This is a genomic window from Salmonella sp. SAL4457, from assembly GCF_046548235.1.
Classification (GTDB): Bacteria; Pseudomonadota; Gammaproteobacteria; order Enterobacterales; family Enterobacteriaceae; genus Salmonella; species Salmonella enterica.
This window is the reverse complement of record NZ_JBGDZO010000002.1, coordinates 92356-114475: the sequence shown is the minus strand read 5'-3', so window position 1 is coordinate 114475 and position 22120 is coordinate 92356. Positions and strand designations below refer to the sequence as shown.

At 50.8% G+C, this 22120-nt stretch carries 17 protein-coding genes and 1 other RNA gene; 4 read left to right on the top strand and 14 right to left on the bottom strand.

Annotated elements, in window-relative coordinates; all coding sequences use genetic code 11:
• Positions 1-18: 18 nt before the first annotated feature.
• Complete coding sequence (locus ACLJNW_RS08060) at positions 19-183, top strand: hypothetical protein (RefSeq protein ID WP_000039327.1); 165 nt, start codon at positions 19-21, stop codon at positions 181-183.
• A gap of 112 nt (positions 184-295) precedes the next feature.
• Here the strand turns inward: ACLJNW_RS08060 and ACLJNW_RS08055 are convergent, their stop codons facing one another.
• The 12 genes from ACLJNW_RS08055 to garL form a co-directional block, all read right to left on the bottom strand.
• Complete coding sequence (locus tag ACLJNW_RS08055; RefSeq protein ID WP_000463070.1) at positions 296-1606, bottom strand: serine dehydratase subunit alpha family protein; 1311 nt, start codon at positions 1604-1606, stop codon at positions 296-298.
• 25 nt (positions 1607-1631) lie between these two features.
• A complete protein-coding gene (locus ACLJNW_RS08050) occupies positions 1632-2963 on the bottom strand; it encodes an amino acid permease (protein ID WP_024154690.1) in 1332 nt (443 codons plus the stop codon).
• 315 nt (positions 2964-3278) lie between these two features.
• Positions 3279-4643 (bottom strand): L-serine ammonia-lyase, encoded by a 1365-nt coding sequence (tdcG, locus tag ACLJNW_RS08045; protein WP_000622083.1) that lies wholly within the window; start codon positions 4641-4643, stop codon positions 3279-3281.
• Positions 4644-4712: 69 nt separating this feature from the next.
• Positions 4713-7007 (bottom strand): formate C-acetyltransferase, encoded by a 2295-nt coding sequence (gene pflB / locus ACLJNW_RS08040; protein WP_023204539.1) that lies wholly within the window; start codon positions 7005-7007, stop codon positions 4713-4715.
• A gap of 33 nt (positions 7008-7040) precedes the next feature.
• Positions 7041-8249, bottom strand: a complete 1209-nt coding sequence (gene tdcD / locus ACLJNW_RS08035) for a propionate kinase (protein ID WP_001001857.1) — start codon at positions 8247-8249, stop codon at positions 7041-7043.
• A 66-nt stretch (positions 8250-8315) separates the two neighbouring features.
• Complete coding sequence (tdcC, locus tag ACLJNW_RS08030) at positions 8316-9647, bottom strand: threonine/serine transporter TdcC (RefSeq protein WP_000108129.1); 1332 nt, start codon at positions 9645-9647, stop codon at positions 8316-8318.
• A 20-nt stretch (positions 9648-9667) separates the two neighbouring features.
• A complete protein-coding gene (tdcB, locus tag ACLJNW_RS08025; protein WP_024154689.1) occupies positions 9668-10657 on the bottom strand; it encodes a bifunctional threonine ammonia-lyase/L-serine ammonia-lyase TdcB in 990 nt (329 codons plus the stop codon).
• A 97-nt stretch (positions 10658-10754) separates the two neighbouring features.
• Positions 10755-11693 carry a transcriptional regulator TdcA gene (gene tdcA, locus ACLJNW_RS08020; protein WP_001094907.1) on the bottom strand — a complete coding sequence of 313 codons (939 nt, stop codon included), beginning with the start codon at positions 11691-11693 and terminating at the stop codon, positions 10755-10757.
• A gap of 819 nt (positions 11694-12512) precedes the next feature.
• Positions 12513-12887, bottom strand: an RNA gene (rnpB, locus tag ACLJNW_RS08015) — RNase P RNA component class A.
• 32 nt (positions 12888-12919) lie between these two features.
• Positions 12920-14065, bottom strand: a complete 1146-nt coding sequence (gene garK, locus ACLJNW_RS08010; protein ID WP_000706464.1) for a glycerate 2-kinase — start codon at positions 14063-14065, stop codon at positions 12920-12922.
• A 97-nt stretch (positions 14066-14162) separates the two neighbouring features.
• Positions 14163-15053 carry a 2-hydroxy-3-oxopropionate reductase gene (gene garR, locus ACLJNW_RS08005; protein ID WP_000178106.1) on the bottom strand — a complete coding sequence of 297 codons (891 nt, stop codon included), beginning with the start codon at positions 15051-15053 and terminating at the stop codon, positions 14163-14165.
• Between the two features lie 25 nt (positions 15054-15078).
• Positions 15079-15849 carry a 2-dehydro-3-deoxyglucarate aldolase gene (garL, locus tag ACLJNW_RS08000; RefSeq protein WP_001057715.1) on the bottom strand — a complete coding sequence of 257 codons (771 nt, stop codon included), beginning with the start codon at positions 15847-15849 and terminating at the stop codon, positions 15079-15081.
• A 529-nt stretch (positions 15850-16378) separates the two neighbouring features.
• Here garL and garD point away from each other — a divergent pair.
• Positions 16379-17950, top strand: coding sequence for a galactarate dehydratase (garD, locus tag ACLJNW_RS07995; RefSeq protein WP_024154688.1), 1572 nt, complete (start codon positions 16379-16381; stop codon positions 17948-17950).
• 239 nt (positions 17951-18189) lie between these two features.
• Here garD and ACLJNW_RS07990 read toward each other — a convergent pair whose 3' ends face one another.
• Together ACLJNW_RS07990 and ACLJNW_RS07985 are read right to left on the bottom strand one after the other, a co-directional pair.
• Positions 18190-19137, bottom strand: coding sequence for a sugar kinase (locus ACLJNW_RS07990; protein ID WP_001027807.1), 948 nt, complete (start codon positions 19135-19137; stop codon positions 18190-18192).
• Between the two features lie 10 nt (positions 19138-19147).
• On the bottom strand, positions 19148-19981 hold the full coding sequence (locus ACLJNW_RS07985) for a DeoR/GlpR family DNA-binding transcription regulator (protein ID WP_001118368.1): 834 nt from the start codon (positions 19979-19981) through the stop codon (positions 19148-19150).
• Positions 19982-20314: 333 nt separating this feature from the next.
• Between ACLJNW_RS07985 and ACLJNW_RS07980 the strand changes: the two genes are divergently transcribed.
• The gene (locus ACLJNW_RS07980) at positions 20315-21169 is read left to right on the top strand and encodes a tagatose bisphosphate family class II aldolase (protein ID WP_000469985.1); all 855 of its coding nucleotides are present in this window, start codon (positions 20315-20317) and stop codon (positions 21167-21169) included.
• A gap of 10 nt (positions 21170-21179) precedes the next feature.
• Positions 21180-22094, top strand: a complete 915-nt coding sequence (pfkB, locus tag ACLJNW_RS07975; protein WP_001748603.1) for a 1-phosphofructokinase — start codon at positions 21180-21182, stop codon at positions 22092-22094.
• Positions 22095-22120 lie beyond the last annotated feature (26 nt).

Genomic DNA, 22120 nt, shown 5'->3' with positions numbered 1-22120 from the left:
CAGAAAAGGAGTCGCAAGATGAGCAAAAAATCGGCGAAGAAACGTCAGCCCGTGGTAAAACCTGCCGTACAGGAGACGATGAGCGCCACTGTGCCGCTGGGCTATGAAGAGATGCTAACCGAACTGGAAGCCATCGTGGCGGACGCCGAAGCCCGGCTGGCAGAAGAAGAGGCCGCAGCCTGAAATCATGCCGGATGGCGGCGCAAGCGCCCGCTCCGGCTGATAACAGGTAGACCCGATAAGCACAGCGCCATCGGGCAACACGCTGCCCCGACGTCATGCCGGGGCGTTATTATTAATGCGCTTTACTGGCCATAATCTCGATGATCTGCTTGTCGGTCTGCTGCATTGAGCGACACGCCAGCGAACACAAATTCGCAATAGATTGTTCGACATTGTGCGCCACAATCCCTTCGTTTCCGGTCACCGCCGTATCATCCAACGCCATCAGTACGGCTTTCCACGCCGCCGACGCGCTGGTAGAGACTTTCATCGCGCAGCTATTCGACGCGCCATCGCAAATCATCCCGCTGACATCACCAATCATACTGCTGATAGCCATTGCGATAGTGTCGTAACGACCATCTATCAGCCACGCCATACCCGCTGCCGCGCCCATCGCCGCCGTAGTTGCCGCGCACAGCGCCGACAAACGCGGAAGCTGATGGTGAATATAGATAGCGCTCAAATGCGATAACATTAGCGCGCGCGCCAGGCGTTCGTCATCGGCGCCGACATGTTCAGCAACCACCATGACTGGCACCGTGGCGGTAATCCCCTGGTTGCCAGAGCCGGAGTTGCTCATCGCGGGCAACGTGGCGCCGCCCATTCTGGCGTCTGACGCCGCGCTGGTACGGATCAAAATCGCCGTGGAGAGATCTTTCGCCAGCAGACCACGATCGCACTGTTTGGCCAGCGTCGAACCAATATGCAGCCCCCAGGAACCACGCAGTCCCTCCTGCGACAACGCGCCGTTTAGCCTGGCCGCATCGAGAATAAAGCGGATAGCGTCAAAGGGCACCGCATTCACAAACGCCAGGATCTCTTCCAGCGAGGTATGAGACAGCACTCCCAGTGGCGAGGTTTTTTCTTCTTCCTGCGCATTATCAGCTTGGGTAAATACCACGCCCTTGTCGGTTTCTATCCGCACAATATTTGTATGATCGCCGACGATCGTGACACATGCCCAGCTATCGCCGCTATACACTTTCGCCCGTGAAAACAGGATATCGTTACATGGCTCCTGCAACATCACTGCAACATGTCCGGCGGCCAGCATCGCTTTTGCATCGGCAACGGCTTTAGCGGAAGCGTCTTTTAACACCTCCAACCCGGCTTTCGCATCACCGCCCAACGCGCCAAGCGCCGCGGCGATCGGTAGCCCTACCATTCCCGTACCTGGAACGGTAACGCCCATACCATTTTTCATCAGATTAGGCGAAACCCACGCGTCAATGCGTTCAACTGTGCCGTCAAGTTCAGCCGCCGCCGCCGCTGCTGCCAGCGCCAGTGAAATTGGCTCAGTACACCCCAGCGCCGGTTTTACTTCTTCCTGTACGGCCAGGATAAAACTTTGCCACAATGGATTTATTTTAGATTCAAACATAACAACAACCTTAATCTCAGGTATATCAAGAGAATGCCAGGAACGGAGAAACGCATAGCAGCAGACCGGTAATAATAATCAGGTACAACGAAGCGCCTTTATATTTGTGCAATGCGGGAACCTTGTAGACCAACCATGCCGGAATTAAACAGCCCACCATACCGAAGATAGGGCTACAAATAGAGGTGAAGCTCAGTACCGGCGCATTGAGCACAATGGCGCTCCAGGCCAGCAAAATAGCGAAAATCATAATGCCGCGCTGTACCAGATTTTCCTTAATCTTCTCGGCGGGCATTTTGCGGCGCAGGATATTCATCACAATGCCTTGCGTCGCTTCGCGGAATCCTAAATAAACGCCAAAGAAGGCGGTCATGACGGCAAAGATGTTCAGAATTACGCTAACCACTTTGACCCAGCCAGCGCCATCGCCGCTAATAAATTGCGCGGCGATCGCCAGGGCGGAAATATTCTGCTCATAGGCTTTCACCGCTTCGTCATGCCCCATCGCCAGGGTGAAGGAAACCGCATAGAAAAATACGGTAACGAACAGGATGCCAAACGCGATATTCATGGCACGCAGCGCTTTATGGCGTGCGACCTCAATAGATTTTTCGCGTGAACGGTAAGAGATCACCATTGGGCTTAACGTCTGGATAAATAAAATCGAGGTCAGCGTAAATGGCAGGGTAATAATGGCGTTTTTAATCAGCAGGGCCATCGGCGGCAGCGCGCCAATGTTATACAGATGCCACATACCCACCATAGAGACGCCCAGCGCCGCCACTACCAGTAGCTTGGTCAGCACCATGCCAGTGGAGATTTTGAACAGTAATTTTTCACCGCGTGAGGAAATCGCGACCAGGATGCAGATCAGCACCAGACCATAAAATGGACTATCGGAAAGTAATCCTTCCGTTACGCCGAAAGTATGCAGATAAGAGGCGCTGTCGTTAGTAATCGCCGTAGAATAGACGAACATCCAGATGACGAGCATCACAAAGTACAGCGCGCCTAATAAAATACCCCAGTTTTTGCCCAGATAGCCGCTGATCACGCTGGGGGAGTCTTTACATTCCGGGGATTCCGCCAGCGTATTAATAAACAGCCGCTGGAACAGGTACATGGCCGGATAGCCAATAATAGAAGAGAGTAAAAAGACCCAAAGTCCCATCAGGCCAACCTGGACAGGAAGAAAAACGATCCCTGCGCCGATCGCCATCCCGATACTCATAATGACCCAACCGGTGTCGGTACTATCAAATTTGATGGCTTCACGCCATTCGCTTTCTGTCATCCCTGCCCGACGCGCCGGGGCTGATGCGTCGAGGATTACGCTGGTATTACTTGCCGATTCCATAAAATTCTCGCTCAATGTGTAGGTAGAGGTTTTTTTTATTTTTCGTGCCGCAGCAAGGCGATATGCAGAACGTGAGGTGCAGGTACTTTCTTGTAATAAGAAAATCATACGCGCACGATAAGAGAAAAACTTACCAATAAAACGCCTGCATTTCTTGTGGGTTAAGAATTCTTTTCTATTTACTATTGGTTTAATGTTGTTATTTTCTCTATTTGACGCGTATCACAACAAAAAAGGGCGCACTTTGGTGCGCCCTTTTCTCAACTTCTGTCTTCTACGTTATCCCATAGCCTGCTCACTCTGCGCCTGTCGGGCCTATCCACAAACGACTTTAATCGCCAGACCGCCGCGCGACGTCTCGCGATATTTGTCGTTCATGTCTTTACCCGTTTCGTACATGGTTTCGATTACTTTATCGAGCGAAACCCGCGGTTCAGAGGTACGGCGTAGCGCCATTCGCGCCGCATTTACCGCTTTAACGGCGTTAATCGCATTACGTTCAATACAAGGGATTTGTACCTGACCCGCCACCGGGTCACAGGTGAGGCCAAGGTTATGCTCCATCGCAATTTCCGCCGCAATACAGACCTGCGCCGGGCTGCCGCCCAGCAGTTCTGTCAGCCCCGCCGCCGCCATCGAACACGCGACGCCAACCTCACCCTGACACCCCACTTCCGCGCCGGATATCGAGGCGTTCATCTTGTACAGCATGCCAATCGCCCCCGCCGACAGCAGATAGCGGGCGATAGAGTTGGCATTGACCGGGCGACGGAATTTGTCGTAATAGGCCAGCACCGCGGGAATAATGCCGCACGCGCCGTTGGTCGGCGCGGTGACCACTCGCCCGCCCGCCGCGTTCTCTTCGCTCACGGCCAGGGCGAACATGTTAATCCAGTCAATGACGTTCATCGGATCGCGGGAGAGATTATCGCTGGAGACCAGCAGACGCCGTAACGCTACCGCGCGGCGTGGAACGTTCAGCGGCCCCGGCAGCACGCCCTCAGTATTCATGCCACGTTCAATTCCGGTCGCCATCACCTGCCAGATGCGGGCAAAGCCAGCGTCAATCTGCTCTTTGCTCCGCAACGCCAGTTCATTTTGCATCATCAGGCCGGAAACCGAGAGCCCCTGTCTTTCACACAGCGTCAACAGTTCGCTGGCGGAATGAAAATCATACGGCACCGATTTTTCTACGTCGTGCGACTGACCAAAACGCTCCTCTTCGACAATAAAGCCGCCGCCAATAGAGTAATACGTTTTGTGTAAAAGCGGCGTTTGCCCGTGCCAGGCGGTAATTCGCATACCGTTTTCATGGCGCGCCAGGGTTTCAGCGTGAAAGAGAATACTGTCGGCGACGGGAAAATCCACCACATGCGCGCCACCCGCCACCGATAAACGGCTGCTGCGGGCAACCTCCTGGATAAACGCCGGAATGCTATCAATATTGACATCCTGCGGCGTATTGCCCGCCAGGCCCATAATGACGGCGGTATCGGTCGCGTGGCCTTTGCCCGTCAGCGATAGCGATCCGTAAAGATCAACCGTGATGCGCGTCGTTCGCGGCAGGTCGCCGCTGTCGATCAGCCGATCGATAAAACATTTTCCTGCATTCATTGGCCCTACGGTATGGGAGCTTGAAGGTCCAATGCCAATCTTAAAAATATCAAATGCGCTAATCATATCTCCCCCTAAGATTACCGTTCAGTGAAGATCCGTCGCGGGGCGATCCACACGATCGCCCCGTTCACGTTACATCGCCTGAGTAAAGGTGCGCGAAATAACGTCCTGTTGCTGTTCACGCGTCAGCGCATTGAAGCGCACGGCATAGCCGGAAACGCGGATCGTCAGGTTCGGGTAGTTTTCCGGATGTTCAATCGCATCCAGCAACATTTCACGGTTCATGACATTGACGTTCAGATGCTGCCCGCCTTCTACCTGTGCTTCATGATGGAAATAGCCGTCCAGCAGGCCGACAAGATTGGTTTTCCGCACCGCATCTTCTTTCCCGAGCGCCGCAGGCACAATCGAGAAGGTGTACGAAATACCGTCTTTGGCGTAGGTAAACGGCAGTTTCGCCACCGACGTCAGCGAGGCCACCGCCCCTTTGCGGTCACGACCATGCATCGGGTTCGCCCCCGGCGCGAACGGCGTTCCGGCGCGGCGTCCATCCGGCGTATTGCCGGTCTTCTGCCCGTACACGACGTTCGAGGTGATGGTCAAAATGGACTGCGTCGGCACCGCATTGCGATACGTCGGCAACACGCTAATTTTTTGCATAAAGCGTTTCACCAGGTCGCAGGCGATGCTGTCCACGCGCTCATCGTTGTTGCCGTACTGCGGATACTCGCCTTCAATAGCAAAGTCGATGGCAAGGCCATTTTCGTCGCGAATCGGCTTCACCTGAGCGTACCTGATGGCGGACAGGGAATCCGCCGCCACCGACAGTCCGGCGATGCCGCACGCCATCGTCCGATACACATCATGGTCGTGCAGCGCCATCAGCGAAGCTTCATAGCTGTACTTATCGTGCATGTAGTGAATGATGTTCAGCGCGCTAATGTACTGCACCGCCAGCCAGTCCATAAAATGGTCGAGGCTCTCCATTACTGCGTCATAATCCAGCACCTCATCCGTTAACGGCGCGGTTTTCGGCCCGACCTGGATTTTCAGTTTCTCATCAACGCCGCCATTGATAGCGTACAGCAACGTTTTGGCAAGGTTGGCGCGCGCGCCGAAGAACTGCATCTGCTTACCGATGACCATCGGGCTGACACAACAAGCGATGGCGTAATCGTCGCTGTTAAAGTCGGTACGCATTAAATCGTCGTTTTCATACTGCAAAGATGAGGTCACGATGGAGACCTGCGCAGCATATTTCTTGAATGCCACCGGCAACGCTTCTGACCACAGTATGGTCAGGTTCGGCTCCGGCGCTGGCCCCATCGTGTGCAGGGTATGCAGATAACGGAAAGAGTTCTTCGTCACCAGCGTGCGGCCATCGAGCCCCATCCCGCCAATAACTTCGGTGGCCCAGATCGGATCGCCGGAAAAGAGTGAATCAAATTCCGGCGTGCGCAGGAAGCGCACCATGCGGATCTTCATGATGAAATGGTCGATCAGCTCCTGCGCCTGCTGCTCTGTCAGAAGGCCCGCGTTGAAATCGCGCTCAATGTAGATATCAAGGAACGAGGCGGTTCTTCCCAGCGACATTGCACCGCCATTTTGCGATTTTACCGCCGCCAGATAAGCGAAGTAGAGCCACTGTACCGCTTCCTGCGCGTTCCGCGCCGGGCGGGAGATATCATAGCCGTATTTCGCCGCCATCTCCTGCATTTGCAGCAGCGCGCGACGGTGCTCCGCCAACTCCTCACGCAGGCGAATCGTCGCCTCAAGATTCTGTCCCTGCTCCAGATTCGACTGCAGGTCGGCGAATTGCAGCTCGCGTTCGCGTACCAGATAACGGATGCCATACAGCGCGACGCGGCGATAATCGCCAATAATGCGCCCGCGACCATAACCATCCGGCAAACCGGTTAATACGCCGGATTTACGGCAGCGCAGCATATCCGGCGAGTAAACATCGAATACGCCCTGATTATGGGTTTTCCGCAGGTCGGTAAAGGTATATTCAAAATCGGCGTCCATTTCGCGGCCATAAGCGTGGAATGAACTTTTGATCATGTTAACGCCGCCAAACGGATGCAAAGCGCGTTTAAGCGGCTTATCCGTTTGTAAACCGACGATTTTTTCCAGATCTTTTTCAATATACCCCGCATCGTGCGCGGTAATCGTCGTCGCGATGTTGGTATCGAAATCCACCGGCGCATGGGTCGCGTTCTCGATACGTATTCCCGCCATCACCTTTTCCCACAACGCCGTGGTCGCTGGCGTCGCGTCGGCGAGAAAAGATTCATCCCCCTCATAGGGCGTATAGTTATGCTGAATAAAATCACGGACATTAATTTCTTCTTTCCAGTCCGTACCTTTAAAATCGCGCCATGCTTCGGCATACAGCATATCGCTGGTATCGATATTTACCTTCATGAAAAATAATCTCTCTACAGAACAACCGTTAAGTTATGCAAATTCCACTGGTGCTTTCACGTTGCCTAAATGAATGGCATCAAGGGCAATCATTTTCTCTTCATTCGTGGGAATAACAGCGCAAATAACCTGAGAAGGGTTAGCGGAAATAATGCGCTCGCCGTGAGAATTCGGCTGCTTATTCATTTCAACGTCTAACGTAAGCCCCAGTACGCCCAAATGTTCAATTACCAACTGGCGAATTAATACTGAATTTTCACCAATACCGCCGGTAAAAATAATGCCATCCAGCCGATGTAACGATGCCGCGTGTCCGGCAATATGACGGGCGATACGGTGGACAAATGTTTTTATCGCTAACCGGGCGCGCTCATGTCCTTCGTGCCAGGCTTTTTCCAGGACTCTAAGGTCGGATGACAACCCGGAGATGCCGAGCAAACCGGACTCTTTATTCACCACTCGCTCCAGATCGCTCAACGTCTGCCCGGTTTCTTTGGCTATCCACGCCATCGCGCCGAAATCAACGTCGCCGCTGCGAGTGCCCATCATCAGCCCCTCAAGCGGCGTCATCCCCATTGAGGTATCCACGCTCTGACCATTGCGTACCGCGCAGATAGACGCCCCATTGCCCAGATGCGCGACAATCAGGCCTGAGTTTTTTTCATCAAGGTCAAGCAGTTCATACGCGCGCCGCGAAACATAGCGATGCGACGTACCGTGAAAGCCGTAGCGACGCACACCCAGGCTGGAAAAATACTCCCACGGCAATCCGTATAAATAGGCTTCCGGTGCCAGCGTCTGGTGGAAACTGGTATCAAATACCGCCACCTGACGCACGGCCGGGAAAAGGCGCCGCGCCGCGTCAATGCCGCTTAAATTAGCGTAATTATGCAGCGGCGCTAAAGGTGATACCCGACGAATATTATCGATAATCTCATCGGTAATAATGACGGACTGCGTAAATAGCTCTCCACCGTGCGCGATACGGTGGCCAATTAATGCCACGCTATCCGTTAAATCACGTTTTTCCAGCTCAAAGGCAATGGCTTTTAACGCGTCCTCATAATTAGAGTGCGCGAGGTTTATCGGCTTATCGCCATTAATAGATAAAAAGGCGTTTTCAGTATTCATTCCATCTGCTATTCCCGCCATTAAAACATCACAGGTAGCGACATCCAGTACAGAGAATTTGATAGAAGATGATCCGCAATTAATGACCAGAACGACCGGAAATTCATTCATGTAGTGCCTCCGTCGATGTCAGCCTGCGTCCGCGCCCTGGGGCGGAACGCAGGCTAAACGTGAGGATTAGAACAATTTGTAGACAATATTCAGGATGGTCAGCAGACCAATCAGGGTGACGAACACGTTATCCAGACGACCACGGTACTTCGCCAGCGACGGCGCTTTACGAATGGCGTACATCGGCAGCAGGCATAACAGCGAGGCGATAATCGGCGCGCCCATCGCTTCAATCAGGTCCAGAATGTTCGGGTTTGCGTAAGCTACGACCCAGGTAGACCCCATAATGAAGATCATGCTGATGGTATTAAGCTTGCCCATAGAAACTTTGGTTTTATCGCCTTTATAACCGAATTTCAGCACCAGGCCGTTCAGCCCTTCCAGCGTCCCCAGGTAGTGACCGAAGAAAGATTTGAAAATAGCAACCAGCGCGATGATAGACGCGCCATACTCCAGCACCGTTGCAAAAGTAGATTTTGTCCCCGACAAAGAGGCGAAATGGTTGGCCAGGTAGGAAAGTACCGGAATGTTCTGCGCTTTCGCATCCGCCATGTTCTGTGGAGAGAGCGTAAACAGGCAGCTAAAGGCGAAGAACATCACCACGGCGACCATCAGCATACTGGCGCGCGAGATGATCTGTGAACATTTACGCTCGGTAAATTCGCGGCCAAACTCTTTCTCATACTCTTCCCGCTTAGACACCACGAAGGAAGAGACGATGGGCGAAAAGTTAAAGGAGAACACCATGATAGAGATTCCCAGCCACACCGTAACCAGTATGCCATCGTGCCCGGTCAGCGCGATATTACTGAGATCAACCTGATCGATAACCGCCGAGTTCCAGTAAGGAATCAGCGATAATGAGATTAGCACCAGGCTGGCGATAAATGGCCATACCAGGTAACTCATCACCTTAACCATCAGATCCTTACCAAACCAGATCACAAAAGCCATCAGCAGCAGCAAGAACAGCGCCACGAAACCGCGATTCAACGCTGGCATCTGCAGCTGATTTTCCCAAAACGTCATGAACGTGTTAGTAATGGTGACCCCATAAATCCACAGCAGCGGGCAAATCGCAAAGAAGTAAAGGAACGTGATAACTACCCCGCCCGTTTTACCAAAGTGCTCTTCGACCGTTTCCGTAATATTGCCGGACGGATTAGATCCGGATAAACACAGACGCGCCAGCGCCCGGTGACAATAGAACGCAATGGGGTAAGCTAAAACCAGCATCAGCAGAATGGGGATAAGCCCGCCAAACCCGGCGCGGATAGGGAAAAACAGCACCCCGGCGCCAATGGCGGTACCAAATAAACCCAGCGTCCACGTCGTGTCCGATTTACGCCATGACGACTGTTTTGCCTGGCTGGATACAATGCTATCAGTAGTACTCATATCCTATCCTCACGAAAAGATTAAGCGTCAACTAAACCCGTAATTTGTGATACACGAGAAAGATCGATATTGCCGCCAGAAATAATACTGACCGTTTTTCTGTTCTGATTATGGCTATCTAATTTCCCACTTAATAGTGCGGCGCAAGCCAGAGCGCCAGCGCCTTCAGTAATAACCTTATTGCGCTGAATTAAAGCGATCATGCTGTTACGAATTTCATCTTCGCTAACCAGGACAATGTCATCGACTAATTCACGAACGATTTCATAGGTTAAATTACCCGGGCGGGAGACATCACAACCATCCGCCAGGGTGCCGGTCGTTCGGTGCGTGGTTATTTCACCAGTGTAATAAGACGCCGCCATACCGTGAACATTTTCGGCCTGTACGCCGATAACTTTAATGGTCGGGTTAATCGATTTAATCGCAATGGCAATACCTGCAATTAAACCGCCGCCGCCAATAGGCACGATGACATTATCGACATCGTACAGATCTTCCATAATTTCCAGACCAATAGTGCCCTGTCCGGCAATGACTTTTGGATCGTCGTAAGGCGGAATAAAAATGCGGCCTTCGGTTTCGACAATTTCACTCACCTTAGCAATGGTGTCATTGAAGTTGTCACCGTGGAGCACCACTTCCGCCGAATAATCACAGGTGGCCGCCACTTTTGACTTTGGCGCGCCCTTCGGCATCACGACTTTGCCGTCAATACCCAGCATTGCGCAAGAAAGAGAAACGCCCTGTGCATGATTACCTGCGGAACAGGCCACGACGCCTTTACGTTTTTCCGCCTCCGTTAACGAGCTAAGTTTGTTAAAAGCGCCACGAATTTTAAATGAACCCGTACGCTGCATATTTTCAAACTTGAGAAATATTTCGCCTTTGCAACGTTCACTAAAATAGTTAGAGCGAGGCATTCCCGTTTTATATATCTTCCCCGCCAGTCTTTTTTTCGCTTCGAGGATATCTTCAATTGCAACCGGGAGATCGTATGTAATGTGCATTATAACCTCTTAACCTGGGTATTAAAAATAAGTTACCGTTGCCCACTGTTCAAAAGAACCAGGTGGCGTCAATTTCGCTAAATATGTTTATTCCATATCATTCAATTTCTATTAACTGCCTGCGTCTGCATCCATTATATGATGAATATTGCTTAGCCAATTCTACTAATACTGAAGCAGCTTTTTTGATACGATAATTTTTAGACCATACCGCCGCATAACGTGCGACGGGTAACGTGTCTTTGATTGGTATCGTGATAAATTGATTAGAGCCAAAAGGCGTGGTCATATCGCAGGGAATAACAGTTAAGAAATCAGCATTGAGAACAAGATTATATATTGTGACAACGGAATCTGTTTTAACAATGTTTTCGATGCTGATGCCATTTCGTTGTAGAGTGGTGAGTAATTCGCTGTAGTAGCCCATATTCGTTTGCGGCAACACCCACTGTTCGTCTTTTAACGATTCCAGTGTGATGGTGCCGGTGCATGTTCGGGACTTGCTGGCTACCAGGACAAACTCTGATTCAAACAGCGGCTCGACATGCAGATCCTGTAGCTGCATTTCATTACTGAGCGTACCGATAGCAAAGTCCAGCCGCCCGTCGCGCAGGGCCGGCAGGAATGAAGAGAGCTGGGCTTCGTACATGGATACCTGCGCTTTTGGAAAGACCTCTTTGAACTTATGAATCATATCGGACATGAAGGTAAAGCCAATCAGCGAAGGAAAGCCAAACGAGACGTCGACAACGGTATTGCACGTCATACTGTTCATCTCGTTGATCATGTTTTTCATTTCGCGGGTGATAGATTCAGACCAGGAAAGCAGTACCTGTCCCGCTTCGGTCAACGTAACGCCGGTATTTTTGCGTACAATTAGCTCAACGCCAAAATAGGCCTCAACATCGCTAATGATTTTACTGACGGCGGGCTGGGTTAACCCTAACGATTTTGCGGCAGAACCGATAGAACCACTTCTAATGACTTCCTGAAAGACCACCAAATGCTGTGTTTTAGGGAGAACAAGAGTATTCATATCTACCGCTCTGAAATAACATTGTGAACGGCAGGAAGTGTAGCAAATTAAATCTTAAAGGTTATGTGCGACCACTCACAAATTAACTTACCGCAGTTTTTACATGGTCTTTATTAAATAAAGAAAACCCATTACTTCAATGAGTTACAAAAACAAAACAGCAACTTAGCCTGATTTCAATCAAAAAATAGGGTCGGGATAACGATATATTATGGCGATAACCAGCCTATTTTATCTCCTATTTTCGACATCCCATGAAGACGATATTTCAATCAATTACGGGACATTTTATCGACAATTCCAGCATTAAATTTAAAACGTAATTTCTCAAATTTAAGTATAAACCGAAGGTAAATGCGCTTAAAAACCGTTACGCGTCACATTTTTTTACCTTATTTGTTTGTAAAGAAACATTTAATAAAATTTTAACCAAAATATTTCATACATTTAATTTTCATTTACAACAAATAATTTACACCGCTTTCTTGCTGTTTTTCAGGATGTAATTTTGTGAAAGAAATCGATTACTTTTCACTTCAACTAAAAAGAGCGCAATCCATAGCGTTTTGTGTTTCTCATCACAAAAACGAATAATATTATGTCACCATGGCTGTCAATTAATTGCCGGATGGTGACGCTGGCGTCTTCTGCAACCTCTATACCCTTCACCGGCCTGATAAGCAAAAACCCGCCGAAGCGGGTTTTATGAAGAGGTGAAACTGACCGATAAGCCGCTTTCTTTTGGACATAGCGTCGTGGACAGTCATTCATCCTGCCGCCCTGTAAAAGCAAAAACCCGCCGAAGCGGGTTTTATGAAGAAGTGAAGCTGACCGATAAGCCGGGTTCTGTCGTGGACAGTCATTCATCTAGGCCAGCAATCGCTCACTGGCTCAAGCAGCCTACCCGGGTTCAGTACGGGCCGTACCTTATGAACCCCTATTTGGCCTTGCTCCGGGTGGAGTTTACCGTGCCACGGACTGTTACCAGCCGCGCGGTGCGCTCTTACCGCACCCTTTCACCCTTACCTGATCCCACTTGCGTGGGCCATCGGCGGTTTGCTCTCTGTTGCACTGGTCGTGGGTTTCCCCCCCAGGCGTTACCTGGCACCCTGCCCTATGGAGCCCGGACTTTCCTCCCCTCCGCCCGTCTCCCCGAAAGGACGACGACGAAGCGGCGACTGTCTGGTCAGCTTCGGCGCGCAGTATAGAGGGTTCGCGTGACTTTGTCACCCTGCGCTGCGCATTCCTATCGCCAGAGCGGCAGCAACATTTCTGGATGCCCGATAAATATTGTCAAAAGCGCCCCGAAAAGCCTCCTCCAGCGTCACGATGCGCGTGAGTACGCTAAAGACAGCGTCGATGCCATAATGATGCACTATCCCTACATCGTGCGTCAGGCTGCCGGCAATGCCAATCACTGGCTTATGATATTTTTTCGCCACATTCGCGACGCCAATCGGCACTTTACCGCGAATACTTTGGCTATCAATCCGCCCTTCTCCCGTCACCACCAGCGTACAGTCGTGGATATGCTCCTCCAGGTTCAGTGCCGCCGTGACAATTTCGATCCCGCTGCGTAATTCCGCACCGAGAAAAGCCATTAACGCCGCCCCCATACCGCCTGCCGCGCCTGCGCCGGGCGCCGCCTTTACGTCGACATTCAGCGATTTTTTTATGATGTCGGCATAGTGAGCAAGATTTCTGTCCAGCTCAACAATGTTCTCTTCGGTCGCGCCTTTCTGCGGCCCAAAAATTCGTGATGCGCCGTTGTCGCCGATCAGAGGATTAGAGACATCGCAAGCGACACGAATCGCGCAGAGTTTTAAACGGGGATCGAGCTCTGAAATATCAATGTCGCTTAGACAATGAAGGCTTCCGCCACCGTAACCGATATCCGCGCCGTTTGCATCGCGCAGTTTTGCGCCTAACGCCTGCATCATCCCTGCGCCGCCGTCATTTGTCGCGCTGCCGCCAATGCCGATAATGATATTGCTTGCGCCGCTTTCCAGCGCCTGCAATATCAGCTCCCCCGTTCCCCGCGAGGTAGTAATCAAAGGGTTGCGTTTTTCTGGTGGAACCAGCGCCAGTCCGCTGGCCGCCGCCATTTCAATAAACGCGGTTTTACCATCCCCGGACATTCCCCAGCAGGCTTTCACTTTTTCACCCAACGGCCCGGTCACCCATGCGGTGCGTTCAACGCCCTGCGTCGCGGCAATCATGGCTTCAACCGTTCCTTCGCCGCCATCGGCAACCGGAACAGAGACATATTGCGCATCGGGGAAAATTTCCCGAAATCCTTTTTCTATCGCCTGCGCTACCTCGGCGGCAGAAAGGCTTTCTTTGTAGGAGTCGGGGGCAATTACGATTTTCATAGTGGTAGCCTGTTACTGCACAACGCCGGATGGCGTTTCACTTATCCAGCCTGAAATTCAGGCCCGGATCGCTACACGCCATCCGGGCACAACGTCGTTAGCGAGTGACTTCCACTTTCGCCAGTTTTTCGTAGTAGCACGCCAGCGCGCTATGGTCGTCATTACCGTGTCCATCCGCGCGTAACGCCTGCATCATTTCCATAACGGCGGCGGTCAGCGGGAGCTGCGCGCCAACGCCGTGGGAGGTATCCAGCGCATTCGCCAGATCTTTAATGTGCAGATCGATACGGAAACCTGGCTTAAAGTTTCGGTCCATGACCATCGGCGCTTTCGCATCCAGTACCGTGCTGCCAGCCAGACCGCCGCGAATCGCCTGATAGACCAGATCCGGATTGACGCCCGCTTTAGTCGCCAGCGTCAGCGCTTCAGACATGGCGGCGATATTCAACGCCACGATCACCTGGTTAGCCAGTTTTGTGACGTTGCCTGCGCCGATATCGCCGGTATGCACCACGGAACCCGCCATCGCTTTCATCAGGTCGTAGTACTTGTCGAAAATGGCTTTATCGCCCCCCACCATCACCGACAGCGTGCCATCAATCGCCTTCGGCTCGCCGCCGCTGACCGGCGCATCCAACATCTCAACGCCCTTCGCCTTCAGCGCATCGCTGATTTCACGGCTTGCCAGCGGCGCGATAGAACTCATATCAATCAATACGGTTCCTGGCTTCGCGCCTTCGATGATACCGTTCTCGCCCAGCGCAACCTCTTTCACATGCGGAGAGTTAGGCAGCATCGTGATGATGACGTCACACTGTTCAGCGATCGCCTTCGCCGTAGAGGCCGTTTCCGCGCCTGCGGCAATGACGTCAGCAATCGCTTCAGGATTACGATCGGACACCACCAGCGAATACCCTGCTTTCAGTAAGTTTTTGCTCATGGGCTTACCCATGATGCCTAAGCCAATAAAGCCAACTTTCATCGTCATAGCGTTCTCTCTTTCCATACCAGGATTATTTTTTAAAGGTGTCGGCAAGCTTCTGCGTGCTGGCGCGGAATGCGCCTAAATCGCTGCCAACGGCGACAAAGGTCGCGCCCCATTCCAGATAACGGCGGGCATCCGCCTCTACCGGCGCCAGAATGCCGCACGGTTTACCGTGCGCTTTAGCGCGGGCGAAAATATGTTGAATCGTCTGCTGCACGTCAGGGTGAGAAGCATTGCCGAGATGACCCAGCGCGGCGGCCAAATCGCTTGGGCCGACAAAAATGCCATCAACGCCTTCCGTTGCGGCGATGGCATCAACATTGTCGACACCCAACTGGCTTTCGATTTGAACAATAATGGTGATGTTTTTGTTCGACTGCGCAAAGTAATCAGGCACCGTACCGAACATATTCGCGCGGTGAGAAACGGAGACGCCGCGAATGCCTTCCGGCGGGTAGCGCGTCGAGGCGACGGCGCGAGCCGCTTCCTCTTGCGTTTCAACAAAGGGGATCAGGAAATTATAAAACCCAATATCCAACATCCGTTTGATAATGACCGGTTCATTGGTTGGCACACGTACCACAGGCGCGCTGGCGCTGCCTTTCAATGCCATTAACTGCGGAATTAAGGTGGTCACATCGTTCGGCGCATGTTCGCCATCCAGCACCAGCCAGTCAAATCCCGCCAGACCAAGAACTTCGGTGGTGATTGGGCTTGCCAGTGCAGACCAGCAGCCAATCTGCACCTGTTGCGCCGCCAGCGCCGCTTTAAACTTATTCGGGAAAATAGCGTTATTCATCGCTTATACCTTCGCTTATTTCTTTAATTCTCTACATGTGATGCCGCCACCATAACTTATAGCAACGACAATAAAATGCTTATCTGAAATCAGAATGGGTCTCCGCATTCTATTTCTAATGTGGTACACATCCTGTAGCACAATATACCGTTCTGATATCTTTATCGTCTTTTATTATTATCATGGTATTTTCAAATAACTCGTCAGATACACTGAATTCGCCATTCAGTATAAACAGCCTATGTCGGATAATCATTGTGCAAACGCTCATTAAAAAGGGATTATTTAACGCTTATTTTTGAGCATACGCCCATGATACTGGGCGCTAATGCACACATTTACGCTTTACCCGGCCTACATAAAAAATTTCATAATTTGCGGTGATCTGGATCACATTCTTATATTTATACTCCTGTCATTCTTATTTCATTATGCATGAACTTTATTTCTTATATTGAGATTTAACGATTTAACCATAACCAAAATAGATAATCCTATTTCTATCATCCAGGCTGGAGAATGTTGAACAATGGCCAATATCGAAATTCGCCAGGAATCGCCATCGGCGTTTTATATAAAAGTACATGAAACCGATAATGTCGCAATTATTGTTAATGACCACGGCCTTAAAGCCGGAACACGTTTTCCGGATGGCCTGGAACTGACTGAACATATTCCGCAAGGCCATAAAGTCGCTCTGACGGATATCCCCGCTCACGACGAAATCATCCGTTATGGCGAAGTCATCGGTTATGCGGTACGCGACATCCCGCGCGGAAGCTGGATCGACGAGTCGCTGGTTGAACTGCCAAAAGCGCCGCCGCTGAATACGCTACCGCTGGCGACCAAAGTACCGGAACCGCTGCCGCCGCTGGAAGGCTATACGTTTGAGGGCTATCGTAACGCCGATGGCAGCGTCGGCACCAAAAATCTGCTTGGCATTACCACCAGCGTGCACTGTGTGGCGGGCGTGGTCGATTATGTGGTGAAAGTGATTGAGCGCGATCTCCTGCCCAAATACCCGAATGTCGATGGCGTTGTAGGGCTAAACCATCTGTACGGCTGCGGCGTGGCAATCAACGCGCCGGCGGCGGTCGTGCCGATTCGCACGATTCATAATATCGCGCTCAACCCCAATTTTGGCGGCGAAGTGATGGTGATTGGCCTCGGTTGCGAAAAACTGCAGCCGGAACGGCTGCTGGAAGGCACCGAGGATGTTCCCGCCATCGCCGTTGAAAGCGCCAGTATTGTGCGTTTACAGGACGAGCAGCATGTCGGCTTTAAATCAATGGTCGACGATATTTTGCGGGTCGCCGAACGCCATCTGACGAAACTGAACCAGCGCCAGCGCGAAACCTGCCCGGCCTCCGAGCTGGTCGTCGGGATGCAATGCGGCGGCAGCGATGCGTTTTCTGGCGTCACGGCAAACCCGGCGGTGGGTTATGCTTCCGATCTGCTGGTACGCTGCGGCGCGACCGTCATGTTCTCGGAGGTCACCGAAGTGCGCGATGCCATTCATCTTCTGACGCCGCGCGCCATCAACGAAGCCGTGGGTAAACGCCTACTGGATGAAATGGCCTGGTACGATAACTACCTTGATATGGGGAAAACCGATCGCAGCGCTAACCCGTCCCCCGGCAACAAAAAAGGCGGCCTGGCGAACGTCGTGGAAAAAGCGCTGGGCTCTATCGCTAAATCGGGTAAGAGCGCCATTGTCGAAGTATTGTCGCCGGGCCAGCGCCCCACCAAACGCGGCCTGATTTACGCCGCGACGCCCGCCAGCGATTTCGTCTGCGGCACGCAGCAGGTCGCTTCCGGCATTACCGTACAGGTCTTTACCACCGGACGCGGCACGCCGTACGGGCTGATGGCGGTGCCGGTCATTAAAATGGCGACGCGTACCGAGCTGGCGAACCGCTGGTATGACTTAATGGATATCAATGCAGGCACCATCGCCACGGGTGAAGAGACAATCGAAGATGTGGGCTGGAAGCTATTTCACTTTATTCTCGATGTCGCCAGCGGCCGGAAAAAGACTTTCTCAGATCAATGGGGATTGCATAACCAGCTGGCAGTGTTTAACCCGGCACCTGTGACCTGATCTATTCTGGAAAGCGCCTCGCAAAACATGGCTTAAGGGCCATGTTTTCATATGTTTGATAAACTGCGCCATGTTCATACCGGATATGGCAAAAACATCTAACCCACCATAAAACCATTCAAATTCAATAAATTGAAATTCTATGCCAGGCGCAACCTTACGTTTCTCACTAATTTGAGTCGCAGCACATGCAATTTGAGGTATGTCGAATATAACGACAGCCTATTAATCACCTTTACTTAATTCTGCTGCCTCATCAATTCTTTAATTTGTGCCAGCGTGGACGTGCCTTCCATCGGCCCACGCGCAGAGATAGCCAGCGATCCTGCGGCATTAGCATGGGCTAAAGCATCGGGTACGGAATATCCCGCAAGAAACAGGCTGACAAAGGTTGCGCCAAAGCAATCGCCAGCGCCTGTAGGATCAACCACCTTCACCGGATACCCAGCCACATGATGTTGTTCGTCTTTTGAATAGTAACTGGCTCCACGGGCGCCACGTTTAATGATGACATGGGCAATTCCACGCTTGTGAAGCCTTGCGACAATTTTCTCTTCATCGCGGGATTTGCTCAGGCCGAAATAATCCAGTTCGCCATCGCTTGGCAGGAAGAAATCCGTGTAATCAAGAATATATTCAAAGGCCTGCGACATTTCGCGGATCTTTAGCATCTCTTTACGGATATTAGGATCGAAAGAAATTGTGCCACCATTTTCTTTTACAATGCTAATCGCCTTGCGTACGGCATCGATCAAACGAAAGGAAAATAATGACGATCCCATAATATGAAAGTGGCGATATTGCCTGAGTAATGTTTCATCAAGGTGGTCGGCACTCAGCAAACCGCACGCACTGTCCGGCATGTTGAAAATAAAATCTCGCTGGGCCTGGCTTCGGTAGCTGACAAAAGCACTACCTGTTGTGGCGTTCGGCAGTACGGAAATTCCCTGTACATTTACGCCATCGCGCGACAATCGGGTAATATTCATAACGCCAAAGGCATCGTTGCCAACACAGCTAAACAACAATGAACGAAAACCAAGTTTAGCAACCTGATCGGCAAATATGGCAGGCGCCCCACTGGGATACGGCCCCCAAAATTCCCCCGGTGAGGAAAATCCTTGGTTCTCTTTTTTTGCCAGAAACTCGACGAGCAATTCACCCAATGTTGCGATTGTTATGTTCATGCGTTGTCCTTCATCTTGCCTGATGCAGGGTCGGGTTTATCCAGGTCAGACATTCGTTATTGGTATAGCTGTTGGTTAAGCCGTCGGCCAGAAACCGTGAGTGGTACTCAGCGGCGACAATCTGTGGCGTAATAATCGCGCTCAGCGTATTCAGTTTTCCTACCGGATAACGCGCCACATCATGAATCGGACGCTGCGCCACCACGGCAATACTCTGTCCACTAAGGCGCAGGCATTCACTTAGCAAAGCAGCTGCACTTTCGTTTTTCACGTTGAGCGTGCCATCCTCGCTGATATGGTCCACCATCACCAGACAACATGACGGTTGAAATTGTTGCAAAGATTGGATGGCGATTTCGCCCCCCAGCGCCTGACCACTGCGCCCCAGTACACCGCCCAACAACACAATTTCACCATCGATATAATCACGGGCCGGTGCAACATGGCTAAGATCGTTGATGATAAGGCACAGATCCCGATAATCGCCCAGGAAAGGAAGCGCTTTACGCAACACCTCTCCGGCCCCCAGAAACACGGTATCGTCGTCGCAGACCAGACGGGCAACTTGCTTAGCCAGTTCAAGCTCGACGCTATGCTCTAACGCCTGCGACTGCACCACTTCATGGCTTACCGCTGCTCTGACGGGTTGGGCCGTGTAAATCGCTCCGCCAAAGGAGCGTTTCAGATAGCCTTGCTGCTCCAGGTAATTGAGATCATTACGGATCGTTACCCCTGAAACCGATAACATTTCAGCCAAATCGTCTACTTTTATTTCGCCGTTTTTACGGACGATTTCGGCAATGTCCAGACGCCTTTTCAACAGGCTGGTAGATGGTTTTGCCACAACATACCCTTTTTTTCCGCTTCGTCGGGAAGTTATCCCGTGCTTTAACTTTCATTTTTAAACTTCTGACAGGGGATGTCAATTTTGCACCACGTCACCGAATGCTCAATGGGAAACATCACAATAAAATCAATCAATTATATAATTTTCACATCCCCTATTTACTTACAAAAAAAAATTTAAATCCACACTTTTGCTTTCATTTAAGAAAAATTATCCTGCTTTTGTGTTGATGATCACAATCATGTGTGGCAATGATCGTTACATTACTTTCAAAACGAAGGTTATTTTTATTTTGGACTTTAATTTCGAAAGTTATAAACGGAGACCACTATGTTCATTATTTCCAGTAAAAATATGCTCCAGAAGGCCCAGCATGCAGGCTATGCCGTGCCAGCCTTTAACATCCATAACCTGGAAACCTTGCAGGTGGTGGTAGAAACCGCCGCAGAAATGCGCTCACCGCTGATCGTTGCCGGAACACCAGGCACGTTTAGCTATGCCGGAATGGGTAACATTGTGGCGATCGCGGGCGATCTGGCTCGTGAATACAATCTGCCACTGGCCATTCATCTGGATCATCATGAATCGTTAGCCGATATTGAAAGCAAAGTTATGGCAGGGATCCGTTCAGTCATGATCGATGGTTCCCACTTTCCCTTTGAAGAGAATGTGGCGCTGGTGAAAAGCGTGGTCGATTTTTGCCATCGCTACGACACCAGCGTGGAGGCAGAACTGGGCCGCCTTGGTGGGATCGAAGATGATTTAGTGGTAGACAGCAAAGATGCCCTTTACACCAATCCACAGCAAGCACGTGAGTTTGTGGCGCGCACCGGCATTGATTCGCTGGCGGTTGCTATCGGCACGGCACACGGCATGTATGCCGCTGAACCTAAACTTGATTTTGAGCGACTGGCAGAAATACGCGCTCTGGTGGATATCCCTCTGGTATTGCATGGGGCATCTGGTTTGCCGGAAAGCGATATTCGCCAGGCCATCAGCCTTGGGGTATGCAAAGTCAATGTTGCCACCGAACTGAAAATCGCCTTCTCCGACGCCTTAAAAGAGTATTTCCTACAAAACCCGAAAGCCAATGATCCCCGCCACTATATGCAACCAGCAAAACAGGCGATGAAAGAGGTGGTACGCAAAGTAATTCATGTTTGCGGCTGTGAAGGGCAACTGTGAGGAATCGCCTGTGATCTACACGCTAACACTTAATAGCGCGATTGATATGAATATATTTAGCGATCCTTTACAGCCAAATATTGTCAATCGCACTCACCACACCGAGTTTTGCCCAAATGGTAAAGGGGTAAATGTTGCGCTGGTTCTGGATCACTTTCAAATACCTGCGCATATATTAGGCATTTTTGGTGGTTTCACCGGGCATTATATTGTAGAAAGCCTGCGTACCCGAAAAATGCCAGTCACACCAGCATGGGTAGAAGAACCCACGCGGATTAATATTTTCATTCATGACGGGCAGCAGGAATATAAACTGGTCAACCCTGGCTCATATATTCCAGATGAATGTAAACAACAAATCATCACGATTATTTCGCAACTGCCCGATGCAGAATATCTGGTGATAAGCGGCAGCCTGCCACAAGGTATTGAAAGTCGCTTTTACGCAGAAATTATGCATATTTGTCAGCAAAAAAATATCGGCGTAATTTTAGATATTAGTCATCCGTCATTACGTCAGTTACTGGAGTTCAAACCGTTATTAATTAAACCAAATGATGAAGAGGTTAAAGCAATATTCGGTTTAACTGTCTCTGACGACAATGATGCGAAAAATACTCTAACCACTTTACATGCACTTGGTGCACAAAATGTTCTGCTAACCCTTGGCGCTAAAGGAATGTATTTCTCCAATGGGATTGATTACTGGTTTTGTAGCGCGCCAACGGTTGATTTGGTGAGCTCCGCCTGTGCAGGCGATGCTGCACTGGCCGCCTTTCTCAGCCAGTGGTTATCTACAGGAGAAGTGGAATATGCCTTATCTCTTGCCAGTGCAACAGGAGCTGATGTCGCAAGTTCTGCCGGACTAGGCCAACTTGCGGCAATAGAAACCTTACTTTCGCAAATCCACGTCAGAAAGCTGTAGGTTAAATTACAATATAAGGTCTGCTT